A 16,058-nucleotide genomic window follows, 5' to 3' on the forward strand; every position below is an offset into this window, starting at 1 on the left:
AGACACCATGGGAATCAACTCGGTAGCCGTCGTCGCCGACCTCGGCGAGAGCTTCGGCAACTACACGATCGGGGACGACGACGCCCTGCTCGGCCTCGTCACCGCGTCGAACATCGCCTGCGGCTTCCACGCCGGTGACCCGCGCGTCATGGACAAGACCGTCGCCGACTGCGTGGAGCGCGGCATCGAACTCGGCGCGCACCCCGGATACCCCGACCTCGTCGGGTTCGGCCGCCGGCTCATCGAGGCGTCGGAGGAGGAGATCCGCACCGACGTCCTCTACCAGCTCGGGGCGCTCGACGCCTTCGCGCGGGTGCACGGCGGCACGATCACCCACGTGGCGCCCCACGGCCGGATGGGATCGATCGCGCAGACCGACGCCAAGCACGCCCGCGCCATCACGGACGCGATCGCCGCGTACAACACGGACTACGTCGTGATCTGTCAACGCGGCCTGCTCGCCGAGGAGTCGCGCAAGCGCGGCCTCGAGGTCGGTTACGTGTTCCTGGCCGACCGTGGCTACGGCGACGACGGCATGCCCGTCGCGCGGTCGCACGAAAAGGGCCTGATCCACGACCCCGAGCTCATCGGCGAACGCTCCGTCCAGGTCGTACAGGAGGGCACTGTGCGCTCGGTCGACGGCAACGTCGTACCGCTGGGCCACGACGCCGACGTACTGCTCCTGCACGGGGACCACCCGACCGTCCTGCAGAACGGCATCGCGCTGCGGGCCGCGCTCGACAAGGCGGACGTGCGTGTCGCGGGTCTGCGGGACGTCCTGAAGGAGAAGTCCGAGGTCGCGCTCGCCCGTTGAGGCAGCGCGCGGGAGTCAGCCGATGACCACTGCACCGTTCGGTACCGTCGCCGTCGAGCCCTTCGGGGACTCGGCGGTGATGGTGACCGTCCCCCACGCCGAACAGGCGGTCCGCAGGTCCGCGATCGTCGCCTTCCGCGACCGGTTCCTCGCGCACCGCCCCTACGGCGTGCTCGATGTCGTCTCCGGTCTGGAGTCCCTGCTCATCGAGTTCGATCCGCTGCGGACCGCGCCGGAGCACGTGGAGTACGCGGTCCGGCTGCTGGCCCGATGGGCGCCGGGCGACGGTCCGGAACTCCCGCGTGCGGTACGGGAGTTCGCCGTCCCGGTCGTCTTCGACGAGGAGGCCGGTCCCGATCTGGTGTCCGTCGCCGAGGAAGTGTGCCTGGAACCAGCCGAGTTGGTCGAGGCGATCGCGAAGTCCACCTTCACGGTCGCCCTGTTGGGTGCGGCGATGGCCCCGATGATGGACGGGCTCGAACTGCCCGGGCCGGTACGCCGACGCGCCGAGCCGCGTACGGACGTCGCTCCCGGAGCGATCATGATCGCCGGTGACAACGCGATCATCCAGCCGTTCCCCGGCCCGACCGGCTGGCGCGTGGTCGGGCGCACCCCGCACACCATCGTCGACATCTCCCGCCCCGACCCCGTCTCGTTCGGCCCCGGCGACGTCATGCGCTTCGTCCCCGTCACCCGGGACGAGGCGGCGGCGCTGGACGCAGGCTTCCTGCTGCCGGTGGAGGTGTCCCTGTGACAACCGCGACGACGAGGACGACGGCGACGAAGGCGACGGCGACGAAGGCGATGAAGACCGTGGCGCTCGAATTCACCGGCACGGGATGGACGACCACCTTCCAGGACCTGGGCCGCCGCGACACGGAACGGCGCGGTGTCCCGACCGGCGGGGCCGCCGACCAGCACTCCGCGGTCGTCGCCAACCTTCTTGTGGGCAACCCCCGTTGCGCGACCCTGATCGAGAACCTCGGCGGCGAGTTGGCCCTCGTTCCCGACACAGACGTCCTGCTTGCCGTGACCGGCGCCCCCGCCCGCGTCACGGTCGGCGGCGCCCCCGTCGAGACCTGGACACCGCTCGTGGTGCCGAAGGGACATGAGGTACGGGTCCACGCCGACGTCGGCCGAGGAACCCGCACCTATCTCGCCGTGAACGGCACGCTCGCCGCGGAGACCCTGCTGGGCAGCGCCGCCCCGGACGCCCGGATGGGGTTCGGGCAACTCGTCACCCGGGGCTCACGGGTCCTGCTGGACACGGAGTTCCAGGGGTTCCGGCGCCGGCTGTTCGAGCCGCCGTTGTTCCGGCTGCCCGTCCCCGTCCCGCGTTTCGACGAAGGGCCCTGGGTCGTCGATGTCGTCGCGAGCCACGGAATCCACGCGATCCCCGGCATCCGCGAGGTGATCGAGGAGGCGGAGTACGTCGTGACCCCTCGCTCCAATCACGTGGGGCTGCGGCTCGAAGGGCCGGTGCTCCACCCGGACACCGACGTCGAGATCGTGTCGCACGGGGTTCCCGTCGGCGCGCTGCAGATCCCGCACGCGGACGAGCTCATCGTGCTCGGCAGATACCGGAGCCTGACGGCGGGCTATCCGATCGTCGGCGTCGCCTCGCGGGCCTGTCTGCCGTTGCTCGGGCAGGCCGGTCCGGGGCGGCGGCTGCGGTTCCGCTGGACCGACCGCGAGAGTTCGCTCCGCCGGTTCGCGCGGCGCGAGGCGGAGGTGTGCGCGCTGGAGCACGCGGTCGCGGAGGCGTTCGCCGCGCTCGGCTTCGAGACGTCCTTGCCCGGACAATAGTTGAGAAGATATTCTCATTTGAAGCTAGAGTCTCATATCGATCACGCCAAGCATGCTGATCATGGAGGAGGAACGGTGACGACGTCGGCCGGCAGGACCGCGCTCATCACAGGGGCCGGCAGTGGGATGGGGCTCGAAATCGCGCGGCTCCTCGCCCGGGACGGCGCCACCGTCGTGCTCGTCGGCCGCAGGCAGGAGGCGCTCGACGAGGTCGCGGCCACGATCCGCGGCGAGGGCGGCACCGCCCTCGCGCTCGCCGCGGACATCACCCGCCCGGACGACCTGACACGGGTCCTCGACCGGGTCCACGCCGACCTCGGTCCGGTCGACATCCTGGTCAACAACGCGGGCAGCGCGTCGACGGTGCTCAACCCGCAGTGGCTGCCGCACGACGAGTGGCGCCAGGTCCTCGACGTGAACCTCACGGCCGTCTTCCAGCTCACCCAGGCCGTGCTCCCCGACATGCTCGGCCGCGGCACCGGAACCATCGTCACCGTCTCGTCGCTCGCCGCCGTCAATCCCAACCTCCTCGGAGGCGCTGCCTACGGGGCCGCCAAGGCCGGGGTGCGCAACTTCATGACCTTCCTGCACAACACGTTCCGCAACCAGGGGCTGCGGGCCATCACCGTGCTGCCCGGCGAGGCGGACACGCCCATCCTCGACAATCGCGCGCGACCGCCGGCCGCCGAGGAACGCGCCCACATGCTGCAGCCCGAGGACGTGGCGGAGGCGGTCCGCCTGGCTGTCGCTCTGCCCCAGCGGGTCGTCCTCCAGGAGATCGTCGTCGCCCCGACCCGACAGCGGGACACCTCCGCCGACCTGGAGATCAGCCGCTGGGCGGGCGCCCCCGCCGACGCTTCACCACAGCCCTGACCACCCCGCCTCCAGCCAGTCCCGTCTCCGGCCCCCGTCTCCAGCACCCGCACCGAGCCCCCGCATCAAACGCCCGCACCGAGCACCCGCTTCAGCACCTCGCTTCCAGGAGGAGCGCATGCCGTCCACCGTCTCCACGTACCCGCCCCGGTTCGCCACCGCCGAGGCCGTCGCCCGGATAGCCGCCGCCTCCCGCCGGACGCAGCAGCCGCAGTCCAAGGGCGACCTCGTCTCCCTCGCCATGGGTGAGCCCGACTTCGACACCCCCCAGCAGGTGACCGAGGCGGCCGACGCCTCGCTGCGCGCCGGACGTACCCACTACTCACCGCTGCTCGGCGAACCCGAGCTGCGCGAGGCGCTCGCCGAGAAGCTGCACGGCATCGCCGGAGCGCCGGTCTCCGCCGCCGACGTCCTCATCACCCAGGGCGGCACCGCCGGCCTCGCCGCGTCGATCCTGTCCATCGTCGACCCCGGCGACAAGGTGGTCATTCCCGACCCCACCTACTCCCTCTACGCAGACCTCGTCAGCATGGCCGGCGGCATCGTCGTACCCGTCCCGCTCGCCCCGGACCTGCACTGGGACCTGGAGCGGCTCGCCGACGCCCTCGTGGGCGCGAAGCTCTTCGTCTTCTGCAACCCGGGCAACCCGACCGGCATCGTGCACAGCCGCGCCGAACTCGACGCGCTGGCCGACCTGTTGGACGGCACCTCCACGATCGTCATCTCCGACGAGGCGTACTCCGACCTCGACTACACCGGCCGCCCCTTCACCTCGGCGATCTCCCTCGACGGACTGCGCGACCGTACGGTCTACTGCCAGACCTTCTCCAAGAGCTACGCGATGACCGGCTGGCGCGTCGGCTACCTCTGGGGCCCCGCGCCGCTGATCCAGGCGGCCGCGCGCATCCACAACACCTTCAACGGCTCGGTGAACACCTTCATCCAGGACGCCGCCCTCGTCGCGGTGCGGACCTGCGACGCGGACATCGCGAGGATGCGCGCCGCCTACGAGGAGCGCGGCGCGATCATGCGCGCGGGGCTCGCCGAGATCCCGGGCCTCACACTGAGCGCGTCGGAGGGGGCGTTCTACCAGTTCCCGCGCTACGACCTCGACCTGCCCGCCGTGGAGGTCGTGGCGGCACTGCGCACGCACGGCGTCGCGGTCCGGCCGGGGAGCGAGTTCGGCGCCCGGGGCGAGGGGCACCTGCGGCTGTCGTACGCTGCCAGCCCGGAATCCATCTCCGAGGGTGTCCGCCGGCTGGCGTACGGCCTCTCGGTCCTTCAGTGAACGCCGTTCCGCAGCAACGGGAGAGTCGACCCATGCGCAGTGACACCGAACGCAACCGCAGGTACCTCATCAAGGCCGCCGCGCTGCTGTTCGAGAACTCGCCGACGCCCGTGAGCCTGGCCGAGATCGCCAAGCAGGCGGAGGTGTCGACCGCCACGGCGTACCGGCACTTCTCGTCCGTCGAGGAGATCCTGCACGCCTTCCGGGCCCAAGTCGGCTCGGAACTGCGTGACTTCAGCAGGCGGCAGACCACCCGTGGCATGGAGAGGCTGGAGGCGGTGTCCCGCTGCTGGGTGTCGCTCGTCCTCGAACACGGCGGCGCGATGGCACAGATGCGCTCGCACCGCGGCTACCTGGAGCGGCTGCGCGAGGGCACCGGCTATCTCGCCCCGCAGGCCGAGGCGCTCGCCGAACCGCTGCGGCAGACCACCGAGGAACTCGGTCTCGGCGACATGGGCGACGAGGCCCTGTTCCTGTGGAACCTGCTGTTCGACCCCCGCGACATCCTCGACCTCATCAAGAGCGGCCACACCGAGGACGAGGCCGCCACCCGCCTGGTGGCGGCACTGCGCGGCGCCCTCGTCGGGTGGTCCGCGGCGGCGGACGGGAACCGCTGACGCCGCTCCGGAGCAGGGACGATCCGGGGGACCGGGGGACCGGGGGGGACCGGGGGACGGGGAGCGGGAGACGATGGGCGGGGCCTCGCGTGCAGCCGTCCGTCACCCCGGCGGCGAATCCGGCTGCGTGCTCTCCCGTACCACCAGCGAATACCCCGCGGTGAGTCTCGTATGGGGGGCCTCCGCGTCGGCGGTGATTCTCTGCAGCACCGCGTCCACCGCCAGTTCGGCGATCTCTCGCTTGTTGGGCGACACGGTGGTCAGTGACGGCACGCTGTAGCCGGTCTCCTGGATGTCGTCGAAGCCCACGACCGCCAGGTCGCGCGGCACCCGCAGGCCGTGCTCGTGCGCCGCGCGCACCGCGCCGGAGGCGAGCAGGTCGCTGAAGCAGAAGACCGCGTCCGGTGGCTCGTCCAGACCGAGCAGGACCCGCATGGCGGAGGCGCCGTCGGCACGGGTGAACGCCACGGTGTCCGGGGCCAGCCTGGGGTCGTGCGGCACACCCGCGGCGTGCAGCGCGGTCAGGAAGCCGTGCATGCGCTGCACCGTCGTCGCATGGGCCCGGTCCGACGGCTGGCCGATGACTGCGATGCGCCGGCGGCCGAGCCGGAGCAGGTGCTCGGTCGCCTCTTGTGCCGCCGCGGAGTTGTCGATCAGTACATGGTCCGCCGGGATCCTGTACGACTGCTCTCCCAGGAGTACGAGGGGCACGCGGCGCTCGCGAGTGGCGAGCATCGCCTCGTCGAGGCTGAGCGGGCTGAGCAGCACACCGTCGATGAGCGGGTCGCTCAGGCCGCAGGCGATACGCAGTTCCTCCGCGGGATCCCCGCCGGTGTCCTCGATGAGCACGGTGCAGCCGCGCTTCTTGGCGGCCGCGATGACCTCCGCGGCCAGCTCCGCGAAGTACGGCGCGACCAGCTCGGGGACGGCCAGCGCGATGATCCCGCTGCGGCCGGTGCGCAAGTGGCGTGCGGAGGCGTTGGGCTGGTAGTCGAGCTCGGCGATCGCGCGCAGTACCCGCTCCCGGGTCTGCTCCGCGACACGGATCTCGCCCCGGACGACGTTCGACACCGTCTTGATCGACACACCCGCGCGTTCCGCGACGTCCTTGAGGCGTGCACCTGCCATGACGCTCGCCCTCCCTCCCCGGCATTCCTCCGGCCGCCCTCGTCGTCGACGCACCACGAGAGCCGATGCCGGTGTGCCGACCAGCGTAATCCATGTTGCAACGTTGTAAGAGGATCGCGTCCCACGTATGAGATTCACGCCCCCGTGTGGGCGATATGCCCCGATCGGGAGTCCGTTCCCTGACGGGCAACCAGTTTTCGCGCAGGTGTTGACGTCGAATTTCCGCAGGGATACAACGTTGTAACCGCCTCCGTGCATCGATCGAGCCGTTCGAATCTGTCACTCATTCCAACGTTGTACTCGTTGGGTCTCCCTGCCGTGGAAGGACGCCTGCCCATGCGGGACCGCACACCGCACGCCTCCCCGCCTCCACCCCCACCGTCCCGGCGCGCACTGCTGCGCGGCACCCTGTCGCTCGGCGCCGTCGCGGCCTCGTCCGTCGCCCTCGGCGGCTGCGGCAGCACGTTCGCGCAGGGGTTCACCGGAGGGTCGCCCGCACCGACACGGCTGAACTTCTGGAATCCCTTCACCGGCGGTGACGGCGAACGGCTGCTGGCCATGGAGGACGTCTACCGGGCCCGGCACCGGGCCACGGACCTCAAGTCGGCGACCTTCGTCTGGGGCAGCCCGTACTACACCAAGCTCACCCTGGCGACGCTCGGCGAGCGGCCCCCACAGGTCGCCGTCACCCATCTGTCGAAGGTGCCCACGCTCGCCGAGGCGGGACTGCTCACCGAACTGCGGACGTCCGACCTTGCCCAACACGGGCTCACCGAGGACAAGTTCGACCCGCGCCCATGGAAGAAGTCCCAGGTGGACGGGAAGCTGTACGCCGTCCCGCTCGACACCCACCCCTTCGTGCTCTACTTCCGGACCGACATCGCCGAGAAGGCCGGACTGCTCGACGGACAGGGCCGGTTGACGGACGTGGACGGGCCCGACGCGTTCATCGACGCCCTGCGCGCCGCGAAGGAGGTGACCGGGGCCTGGGGCGGCTCGGTCGCCTCGGTGAAGGACGCCTCGACGCAGTTCCGGCTCTTCTGGTCGTTCTACCGGCAGCTGGGCGGCGGCGACCTCGTCGCCGACCAGGGCAAGAAGGTCGTCATCGACACGGCGGCCGCGGCCGAGGCCCTCGCGTACATCCGCCGCCTCACCCAGGAGAAGGTCGTCCCCACGAGCACCGACAGCCCGGGCGCCATCACGATGCTCACCACCGGCAAGGCAGGCTTCCTGATGGACGGCGTCTGGCAGGTCCTCACCGTCCAGGGCGCCAAGGTGAAGTTCGACGTACGGCCGCTGCCGAGGGTCTTCCACGACGCGCCCTACGCCTGCGCCGCCGACTCGCACTCCCTGGTCCTGCCCAAGGCGCCCTCCGCCGCGGCACAACGCCTGGATCTCTCCCTGGGGTTCGTCGCCGCCCTGCTCAACTCCAGCAAGCTGTGGGCGGAGGGCGGACACGTCCCCGCGTGGCTGCCCACCCAGCAGTCACCCGCTTACCGGGACCTCGCACCGCAGTCCCACTACGCCGCTGCCGCCGACGGCGCGGCCTACGACCCTGCCGCCTGGTACAGCGGCGCGGGCAGCACGTTGCAGGTCGTCGTCGGCAACGCCGTGACGTCCGTGTTCACCGGTGCCACCAGCCCCACCGCCGGAGCCGCACGTATGCGCCGCGAGCTGCGCGAACTCGCAAGCAGGCCCGCGCCCCTGTAAGCCGCGTCCCCGTACTCCGCGCCGCTGCAGGCCGCCCTGCCCGGCCGCCGACTGCCGCTGTCACGGCCCGCATCGGGCCCCGCACGTCTGAGATTCCGCATGTCCTGACTGAAAGGGCCGTCCCATGGCCACGACAACCGCACCGACCAAGGCCCCCGGCAGAGGTGACCGCTGGGCCGGTCCGGGGATGCTGTTGCCCTTCGCCCTGTTCTACCTGGTCTTTCTGGTGGGACCGCTGATCTATACGGTCGTGGCCGGCTTCTTCGACGCCAGCCTGCTCAAGAAGGGCCTCGGCGACTTCGCCGGGCTGTCCAACTACACGGCCGTGCTGGGCGACGACGAGTTCTGGCGCACGCTGAAGAACACGCTGTGGTTCACCGTGCTGACCACCGTTCCGCTCGTGCTGCTCAGCCTGGTGCTCGCGATTCTCGCCGACCGCTTCGTACGCGGACGCTGGTTCTTCCGCTTCGCCTTCTTCGCGCCGTTCGTGCTGCCCTCGGCGGTCATCTCGCTGATCTTCACGTTCATCTACGCCGATCAGGTGGGCCTCGCCCAGCAGGCCGCGAAGTGGATCGGCGTGGACACCCCGCCGTCCTGGCTGGGCGATCCGGACTGGGCGATGATCTCCATCGCCGCCGCCACCGTGTGGTGGACGATCGGGTTCAACTTCGTTCTGTACCTGGCCGGTCTGCAGGACATCCCGCGTTCCGTGCACGAGGCCGCGGCCATCGACGGGGCCGGACCCTGGCAGCGCATCCGTCATGTCATCGTGCCGATGCTCGGCCGCACCACGACCCTCGTGACGGTCCTCCAGGCGGTCGCCTCCCTGAAGGTCTTCGACCAGATCTACATGCTGACCATGGGCGGTCCCGACGGGAGCACCCGCCCCTCCCTCCAACTCATCTACGACACGGGCTTCGTCGAGGGCCGCGTCGGCTACGCGTCGACCGTCTCGCTGCTGCTCTTCGTGGTGATCCTGCTGGTCTCGCTCGTCTGGTTCGCACTCGTCCGCCGCGCCGAGAAGGAGCGCTGATCATGACCGCCGTCGCCACACCGCCCGTGACCGAGCAGAGGACGACCACAGCCGGGCCTCCTCGCAGGTATGACGCCGAGCGCCTGTTCAACCGGGTGGCCCTCGGCGCCCTCATCGCCTTCGCGCTGCTGTGGCTGGTGCCCCTGGCCTGGGCACTCGCCACCTCCGTACGGCCCGCGCAGGAAGTCGTCACCGACCCGACCAACTGGTTCACCGCACACCCCACCCTCTCGGCGTACGGCGACATCTTCGACGCGGGGAAGCTGCCCTACTGGTACGCGAACAGCTTCATCACGTCGATCCTCACCACCGCGCTCACCGTGGTCGCCGCGTCGCTCGCCGCCTTCGCCCTCTCCCAGACCCGCTTCAGGACGCGCCGTGCCGCGTTCGTGGTGCTCCTCGCCGGGATCATGATTCCGGGGCAGGTCCTCATGATCCCCCAGTTCCTGGCGCTCCAGTCGGTGGGCCTCCTGCTCAACACCTACTGGGGAGTCGTGCTGCCCCAAGTCCCCAACGTCGTCGCCGTGTTCGTCTTCAAGCAGTTCTTCGACGGCATCCCCAGGGAGCTGATCGACGCGGCACGCGCGGACGGCGCGGGCTGGCTGCGTACGTACCGGCAGATCGTCATGCCCATCTCGCGTCCGGTGATCTCCGCGGTGACGATCTTCGTGTTCGTCGGGGTCTGGAACAACTTCCTGTGGCCCCTCCTGGTCGTCACCGACCCGGAAATGATGACCCTCCCGGTCGGACTGACCTCGGTCCAGGACGTCTTCGGCGTGCCCTACGCCCAGTTGATGGCCTCCGCCGTACTCGGCGCCGTCCCGCTCCTCGCCGTGTTCCTGCTGTTCCAGCGCCGCATCGTCGAGGGCATCGCCGGAACCGGTCTCAAGTAACCATCCCCGGCTGCCAGTTCACACCCTTCGCCATACCGAGAAAGGCTCCAGCATGCCGCACACCGCACGGTTCACCGTCGACCCCGAGTTCACCATCGGGGAGGTGGACCCGCGCCTGTACGGAACGTTCGTCGAGCACATGGGCCGCTGCGTCTACACCGGTATCCACGAGCCCGGCCATCCCTCGGCGGACGCCGCCGGATTCCGGACCGACGTCGCGGACCTCGTACGAGAACTCGGCACCGGCCTGGTCCGCTACCCCGGAGGCAACTTCGTCTCCGGCTACCACTGGGAGGACGGGGTCGGCCCCGCCTCCGAGCGGCCGCGCCGGCTCGACCTGGCATGGCGCTCCATCGAGACCAACCAGGTGGGCACCAACGAGTTCCTCACCTGGGCCCGGCAGCTCGGTCTCGACCCGATGATGGCGGTCAACCTCGGCACCCGCGGAATCGACGCGGCCCGCGCCCTGGTGGAGTACTGCAACCAGCCCGGCGGCACCGCCTGGTCCGATCTGCGGATCAAGCACGGCGTCCCCGAACCCCACGACGTCAAACTGTGGTGCCTGGGCAACGAGATGGACGGCCCCTGGCAGACCGGCCACAAGACGGCCACCGAGTACGGACGGCTCGCGGCCGAGACCGGCAAGGCGATGCGCCAGGTCGACCCGTCCATCGAACTGGTCGCCTGCGGCAGCTCCAACGCGGCCATGCCGACCTTCGGCACCTGGGAGCGCGAGGTCCTGGAGCAGACGTACGACGAGGTCGACTACCTCTCCCTGCACGCCTATTACGAGGAGTTCGACGGCGACCGTGCCAGCTTCCTGGCGTCCGGGGCGCACATGGACCAGTACATCCGCGACGTGGTCGCCACCGCCGACCACGTACGGGCCGCGCGCCGCGCCAAGAAGCACATCAGGCTCTCGTTCGACGAGTGGAACGTCTGGTACGCCGCCCGCTTTGTCGGGGAACGCAACCTGGAGACCGCCGAGACACCCCGCCTGATCGAGGACACGTACAGCGTGACCGACGCCGTCGTCGTCGGCTCGCTGCTCATCACGCTCCTGCGCAACGCGGACCGGGTCGCCATCGCGTGTCTCGCCCAGCTGGTCAACGTCATCGCCCCGATCCGCAGCGAACCGGGAGGTGCCAGCTGGCGGCAGACCACCTTCCACCCGTTCGCCCAGGCGGCCCGGTTCGCCACCGGGAAGGTGCTGCGTACCGAGATCACCGGGTCCCGCATCGACACGGCGCGGCACGGAGACGTATCGGCGCTCGACACGGTGGTGACGTACGAGGAGGAGAGCGGCGCGCTCACGGTCCTCGCCGTCAACCGTGGCCAGGAGCAACCCCTGCGCCTGCGGGCCGAGTTGCGCGGCGCACTGTCGGGATACCGGGTGCTGGAGCACCTCGTACTCGCCGCCCGGGACCCGGACGCCGTCAACACCCAGGCCGAGCCGGAGCGCGTGACGCCGCGCAGCGGGGGCGGAGCCCAGGTCACCGCCGACGGGGCTCTTGAGGCGGAGCTGGCTCCGGTGTCCTGGAACGTCATCCGCCTGGCCCCTGCCGAGTGATGTCACGCCGGACGTCACCGTCCGAACAGATCCAGCCCGCACCCCGATGGGAGAATCTGATGTCGGCAAGACCCCGTACGCCGTTTCATCCGCTCCAACTGGCTGCCCTTGTCACCGGGTTGATCGCCCTCCTGGCCGCTCTGCTCACCGCCCAGTCCGGAACCGCGGACGCCGCGACCGGCACCGCACTGCGCAACGACACCGGCCTGTACCCCCGGGCCGTCCGCCTCGCGCACAACGCGGGCGCCAACGGCCGCGTCCTGTCGTCGGTGGTCACCTTCTCCGGCAACAACGGACTCGGGGCCGTCTACGAGAGCACCGACTCCGGCGCGTCCTTCCGTCAGGTCGGCACCGTCACCGACCCGGAGGCGGCCGGTGGGCAGGGACTGTGCTGCTCCACTCTCTTCGAACTCCCGCAGAGAGTCGGCGAGTTGCCCGCCGGCACGCTGCTGTGGTCGGCCTCGGTCGGCCAGGACGAGACGAACCGCCGCATGGCCCTGCGCGTCTTCAAGAGCAACGACGTGGGACGCACCTGGAGTTACCTGTCCACCATCGCGACCGCGGGCAGCACCGGAGGCCTGTGGGAGCCCGAGTTCTCCGTCGACGCCACCGGCCGACTGGTCGCCCACTACTCGGACGAGACCGACTCCGCACACAGCCAGAAGCTCATGGCCGCCCGCACCTCGAACGGCGTGACCTGGACCGGACATCGCGCCACCGTCATCAGCCCGCTCGCCACCGACCGCCCGGGCATGGCAGTCGTCCGCAAGCTCGGCAACGGCACCTACTTCATGTCGTACGAGATCTGCGCCGCCCCCGGGCAGTACCAGTGCGTCGTGCACTACCGGACCTCGGCCGACGGCTGGGACTGGTCGAGCGGTCCGTTCCTCGGCCACCGGCCCGAGACGGCCGACGGCAAGTACTTCAAGCACGCCCCGACCGTCGCCTGGGCTCCAGAGGCGGGCAATCCGCTGGGCCGGCTCTTCCTCATCGGCCAGGTTCTCTACAACAAGGACGGCACCCGGGCCGCCGGCAGCGGACGGACAGTCTGGGTCAACAGCGCGGGCGGCAGCGGAACTTGGCGGGAGATCCCGGCGCCCGTCACCGTCGACTCGACGGTCGTCGACTACTGCCCCAACTACAGCTCCGCCCTGCTGCCGTCGACGGACGGCAACAGCCTGCTGGAGATCGCCACCGACTGGGTCGGCGGAGTCTGCAAGCCGTACTTCGCCACGAAGCCCGTGCCGTCGTCCTGAGTCACCTGCGCCGGGCATGACGCTGTGGGCACCACCCGGTCTCGTGGTGGTGCCCACAGAGTCATGCCCATGGCCCTCACGTCATCCTGACGACGACTTTGCCGGCCTTCGCACGCCCGGCTTCGACGTACTCCAGTGCTTCTCGGGCGGACTCGAACGGGAACACGGTGTCGACGACGGGGCGGATCCTGCCCGCCTCGATGAGAGGGGTGAGTTCGCGCAGTTGGTCGCCGCTGGCCCTCATGAACAGGAACGAGTACGTCACGCCGCGGCGCCGGGCGGCTCGTCGGGTCCGGAGACTCAGTGCGGACATCGCCAGCCGGACGACCGGGTTCGCTCCCAGCTCTCTGCCGAAAGCGGCGTCCGGAGGGCCCGCGACGCTGATGACCTTTCCACCGGGCCTGAGCACGTCCAGGGACTTCTTGAGGGTCTCGCCGCCGAGCGAGTCGAGGACGACGTCGTAGTCGCGCAGCACCGTCTCGAACGCCTGCTTCTTGTAGTCGACGACGACGTCCGCGCCCAGCCGCTTCACCAGGTCCACGTTGGCCGTGCTCGTGGTGGTGGCCACGTACGCGCCCAACTGCTTGGCCAGCTGGACGGCGATGGTGCCGAGGCCGCCCGAACCCGCGTGGACGAGGACCTTCTGGCCCGGCTGAACGTGCGCCCGCTCGACCAGCGCCTGCCATGAGGTCAGGGCGACCAGGGGAAGGGACGCCGCCTCCTCCATGGTCAGCGTGGTGGGCTTGACCGCCACGTCGTCCTGGTGCACCGCGATGCGTTCGGCGAACGTACCGATCCGGTTCTTGTCGGGCCGCGCGAAGACCTCGTCGCCCACCGCGAACCGCGTGACGGCCGCGCCCACCTCGACCACGACTCCGGCCAGGTCGTTGCCCAGGACGAACGGGACCTTGTACGGCAGGATCGTCTTCATCTCGCCGTCCCGGATCATGCGGTCGAGCGGGTTGACGCTCGCGGCCACGATCCGGACCAGCACGTCGTCCGCGCCCACGTCCGGCTCCGGCACGTCGCCGACACGCACTCCGTCCTTGCTGCCGTAGCGCTCCACCGTGAAGGCCCTCATCGTCGTCTCCTTGTCCCGTCCGCAGGTGGACAGGGTTGCCGTGGTTTATTAAATTACGGTCATAATGCTATGCTGCGGGTCGGTAGTCCGCAAATGGACTCGCTGGTGCGGACTCGCTGCTCCCGGGACTGCCGTGGCGCACCGCCGGCGTCCCGAATCCCTGTAGAGCGCATGAGCATCATCAATTCCTCAAGGACTCCTCATGACGACATCACGGCCGGTGGCACTCGTGACGGGTGCGTCCTCCGGCATCGGAAGAGCAGCCGCTCTCGCGCTCGTCGAAGCGGGCTTCGAGGTGGTCGGAACCGGCCGGAAGACCTCGGAGGTCACCCCGCTCGACGGCGTCACCTTCCTCGACCTCGACGTGACCGGTGACGCGTCCGTCACCGCCCTGGTCCGGCAGGTCACCGACCGGTTCGGCCGGATCGACGTCCTGGTCAACAACGCCGGCATCGGCTCGACAGGCGCCGCCGAGGAAAGCTCCCTGGCGCAGGACCAGCGCGTCTTCGACATCAACGTGTTCGGCCTCATCCGCATGACGAAGGCCGTCCTGCCGCACATGCGCGCCCAGGGCCGCGGACGCGTCATCAACACGTCGTCGATCTACGGTTTCATCCCCCAGCCCTACATGGCCGTGTACGTCGCGTCCAAGCACGCGGTCGAGGGTTACTCCGAATCCCTGGACCACGAGGTCCGCGAGCACGGCGTCCGGATCCTGCTGGTCGAGCCCGGCGCGACCAGCACCGCGTTCGAAGGGAACATCGTGCAGCCCGATACGCCGCTGGCGGTCTACGCGGAGCAGCGGCGTATCGCAGAACGGCTGGTCGCGGAGGCGGTCAGGGGCGGCGATGCCCCCGCCGTCGTCGCCAAGGCGATCGTCGCGGCCGCCACCGATCCGACGCCGAAGCTGCGCTACACCGCCGGCCCGCTGGCCGGACGCCTCAGCGTGCTGCGCCGCATCGTTCCCGCCCGGGCTTTCGACAAGCAGATCCGCAAGTTCAACAAGCTGGCCGGCTGACACCAGGGCCGGTTCGCGATTCCGGCAGGGAGAGGCCGGCGCGCGCTCACAGAAACCCCCACACCGAAGGGCAGGACCATGAACGACTCACAGGATGTACGAGGCCATGAGGTGACGTCGTACAAGAACGCACCGACCCGCACCATCACCGCCGGGGGAGTGACCTTCGCCTATCGCGAGCTCGGTCCCCGGTCCGGTGTCCCGGTTGTCTTTCTCACCCACCTCGCCGCGGTCCTCGACAACTGGGACCCCCGGGTCGTCGACGGCATCGCGGCCGAGCGGAGGGTCGTCACGTTCGACAACAGAGGTGTCGGCGCATCCACCGGTTCGACACCCCGCACCATCCAGGCGATGGCGAAGGACGCCGTCACCTTCATTCGGGCGCTCGGGTTCGACCACGTCGACCTGCATGGCTTCTCGATGGGCGGCATGATCGCCCAGGTGATCGCGCAGACCGATCCGGATCTCGTCCGCAAACTCATCCTCACGGGTACCGGTCCCGCCGGCGGCGAGGGCATCAAGAACGTGACCCGGCTGTCCCATCTCGACACCGTCCGAGGGCTGTTCACCCTTCAGGATCCGAAGCAGTTTCTCTTCTTCACACGCACCGCGGGCGGGCGCCGGGCCGGGAAGGAGTTCCTGGCCCGCCTCAAGGAGCGCACCCAGGACCGGGACAAGGCGATCTCCCCGATTTCGTACAGCAACCAGCTCAAGGCCATTCACCGCTGGGGGCTGGAGCGGCCCCAGGATCTCTCCGTCATCCGGCAGCCCGTGCTCGTCGCGAACGGTGAGAGCGACAGGATGGTTCCGTCGCAGAACTCGTACGACCTGGCGCGGCGGGTGCCGGACGGCGAGCTGGTGATCTACCCCGACGCCGGCCACGGCGGCATCTTCCAGTTTCACCGGGAGTTCGTGGCCACGGCTGTCGAGTTCCTCCAACGGTAGTGGCCGGCAGGCGCCGAGTGCGGCCG

The 16,058-nt window shown here is 69.8% G+C and carries 15 protein-coding genes; 13 read left to right on the forward strand and 2 right to left on the reverse strand.

All coding sequences use genetic code 11. The features are described from left to right. The first annotated feature begins 7 nt into the window (after window positions 1-7). The 6 genes from ACN20J_RS40455 to ACN20J_RS40480 all read left to right on the forward strand — a co-directional run bounded on the left by ACN20J_RS40455 (window position 8) and on the right by ACN20J_RS40480 (window position 5,398). Window positions 8-814, forward strand: coding sequence for a LamB/YcsF family protein (locus ACN20J_RS40455; RefSeq protein ID WP_190227252.1), 807 nt, complete (start codon window positions 8-10; stop codon window positions 812-814). 22 nt (window positions 815-836) lie between these two features. After that, a complete protein-coding gene (locus tag ACN20J_RS40460; protein ID WP_419667855.1) occupies window positions 837-1,568 on the forward strand; it encodes a 5-oxoprolinase subunit B family protein in 732 nt (243 codons plus the stop codon). Further along, window positions 1,565-2,620, forward strand: a complete 1,056-nt coding sequence (locus tag ACN20J_RS40465) for a biotin-dependent carboxyltransferase family protein (RefSeq protein ID WP_419667856.1) — start codon at window positions 1,565-1,567, stop codon at window positions 2,618-2,620. Before ACN20J_RS40460 ends, ACN20J_RS40465 begins: the two co-directional genes overlap by 4 nt. A gap of 75 nt (window positions 2,621-2,695) precedes the next feature. Further along, the gene (locus ACN20J_RS40470; protein WP_190227254.1) at window positions 2,696-3,493 is read left to right on the forward strand and encodes an SDR family oxidoreductase; all 798 of its coding nucleotides are present in this window, start codon (window positions 2,696-2,698) and stop codon (window positions 3,491-3,493) included. Window positions 3,494-3,611: 118 nt separating this feature from the next. Continuing rightward, on the forward strand, window positions 3,612-4,781 hold the full coding sequence (locus tag ACN20J_RS40475) for a pyridoxal phosphate-dependent aminotransferase (protein WP_419667857.1): 1,170 nt from the start codon (window positions 3,612-3,614) through the stop codon (window positions 4,779-4,781). A gap of 32 nt (window positions 4,782-4,813) precedes the next feature. Beyond that, the gene (locus ACN20J_RS40480; RefSeq protein WP_361990570.1) at window positions 4,814-5,398 is read left to right on the forward strand and encodes a TetR/AcrR family transcriptional regulator; all 585 of its coding nucleotides are present in this window, start codon (window positions 4,814-4,816) and stop codon (window positions 5,396-5,398) included. Between the two features lie 102 nt (window positions 5,399-5,500). Here ACN20J_RS40480 and ACN20J_RS40485 read toward each other — a convergent pair whose 3' ends face one another. Next, window positions 5,501-6,526 carry a LacI family DNA-binding transcriptional regulator gene (locus tag ACN20J_RS40485; protein WP_189839698.1) on the reverse strand — a complete coding sequence of 342 codons (1,026 nt, stop codon included), beginning with the start codon at window positions 6,524-6,526 and terminating at the stop codon, window positions 5,501-5,503. A gap of 336 nt (window positions 6,527-6,862) precedes the next feature. Here ACN20J_RS40485 and ACN20J_RS40490 point away from each other — a divergent pair, with 336 nt between their 5' ends. From ACN20J_RS40490 to ACN20J_RS40510, 5 genes are all read left to right on the forward strand, one after another. After that, the gene (locus ACN20J_RS40490; RefSeq protein WP_190227258.1) at window positions 6,863-8,236 is read left to right on the forward strand and encodes an ABC transporter substrate-binding protein; all 1,374 of its coding nucleotides are present in this window, start codon (window positions 6,863-6,865) and stop codon (window positions 8,234-8,236) included. A 124-nt stretch (window positions 8,237-8,360) separates the two neighbouring features. Then, a complete protein-coding gene (locus ACN20J_RS40495; protein WP_189839696.1) occupies window positions 8,361-9,269 on the forward strand; it encodes a carbohydrate ABC transporter permease in 909 nt (302 codons plus the stop codon). 2 nt (window positions 9,270-9,271) lie between these two features. Beyond that, a complete protein-coding gene (locus ACN20J_RS40500) occupies window positions 9,272-10,162 on the forward strand; it encodes a carbohydrate ABC transporter permease (protein WP_419667858.1) in 891 nt (296 codons plus the stop codon). Between the two features lie 52 nt (window positions 10,163-10,214). Then, window positions 10,215-11,732 (forward strand): alpha-N-arabinofuranosidase, encoded by a 1,518-nt coding sequence (locus ACN20J_RS40505; protein WP_419667859.1) that lies wholly within the window; start codon window positions 10,215-10,217, stop codon window positions 11,730-11,732. A 59-nt stretch (window positions 11,733-11,791) separates the two neighbouring features. Beyond that, window positions 11,792-12,988 (forward strand): sialidase family protein, encoded by a 1,197-nt coding sequence (locus ACN20J_RS40510; protein ID WP_419667860.1) that lies wholly within the window; start codon window positions 11,792-11,794, stop codon window positions 12,986-12,988. A 76-nt stretch (window positions 12,989-13,064) separates the two neighbouring features. On the opposite strand, the gene ACN20J_RS40515 is transcribed toward ACN20J_RS40510, so the two are convergent. Next, complete coding sequence (locus ACN20J_RS40515; RefSeq protein WP_419667861.1) at window positions 13,065-14,069, reverse strand: NADP-dependent oxidoreductase; 1,005 nt, start codon at window positions 14,067-14,069, stop codon at window positions 13,065-13,067. A 202-nt stretch (window positions 14,070-14,271) separates the two neighbouring features. Here ACN20J_RS40515 and ACN20J_RS40520 point away from each other — a divergent pair, with 202 nt between their 5' ends. Both ACN20J_RS40520 and ACN20J_RS40525 read left to right on the forward strand, forming a co-directional pair. Next, entirely contained in the window at window positions 14,272-15,087 is an 816-nt protein-coding gene (locus tag ACN20J_RS40520; RefSeq protein ID WP_419667862.1) for an oxidoreductase, read from the forward strand. 78 nt (window positions 15,088-15,165) lie between these two features. Beyond that, entirely contained in the window at window positions 15,166-16,032 is an 867-nt protein-coding gene (locus tag ACN20J_RS40525; RefSeq protein ID WP_361922096.1) for an alpha/beta fold hydrolase, read from the forward strand. The last annotated feature ends 26 nt before the right edge of the window (window positions 16,033-16,058 follow it).

Origin of the sequence: Streptomyces sp. 2-1, from assembly GCF_048564895.1 — a bacterium.
Classification (GTDB): Bacteria; Actinomycetota; Actinomycetes; order Streptomycetales; family Streptomycetaceae; genus Streptomyces; species Streptomyces phaeochromogenes.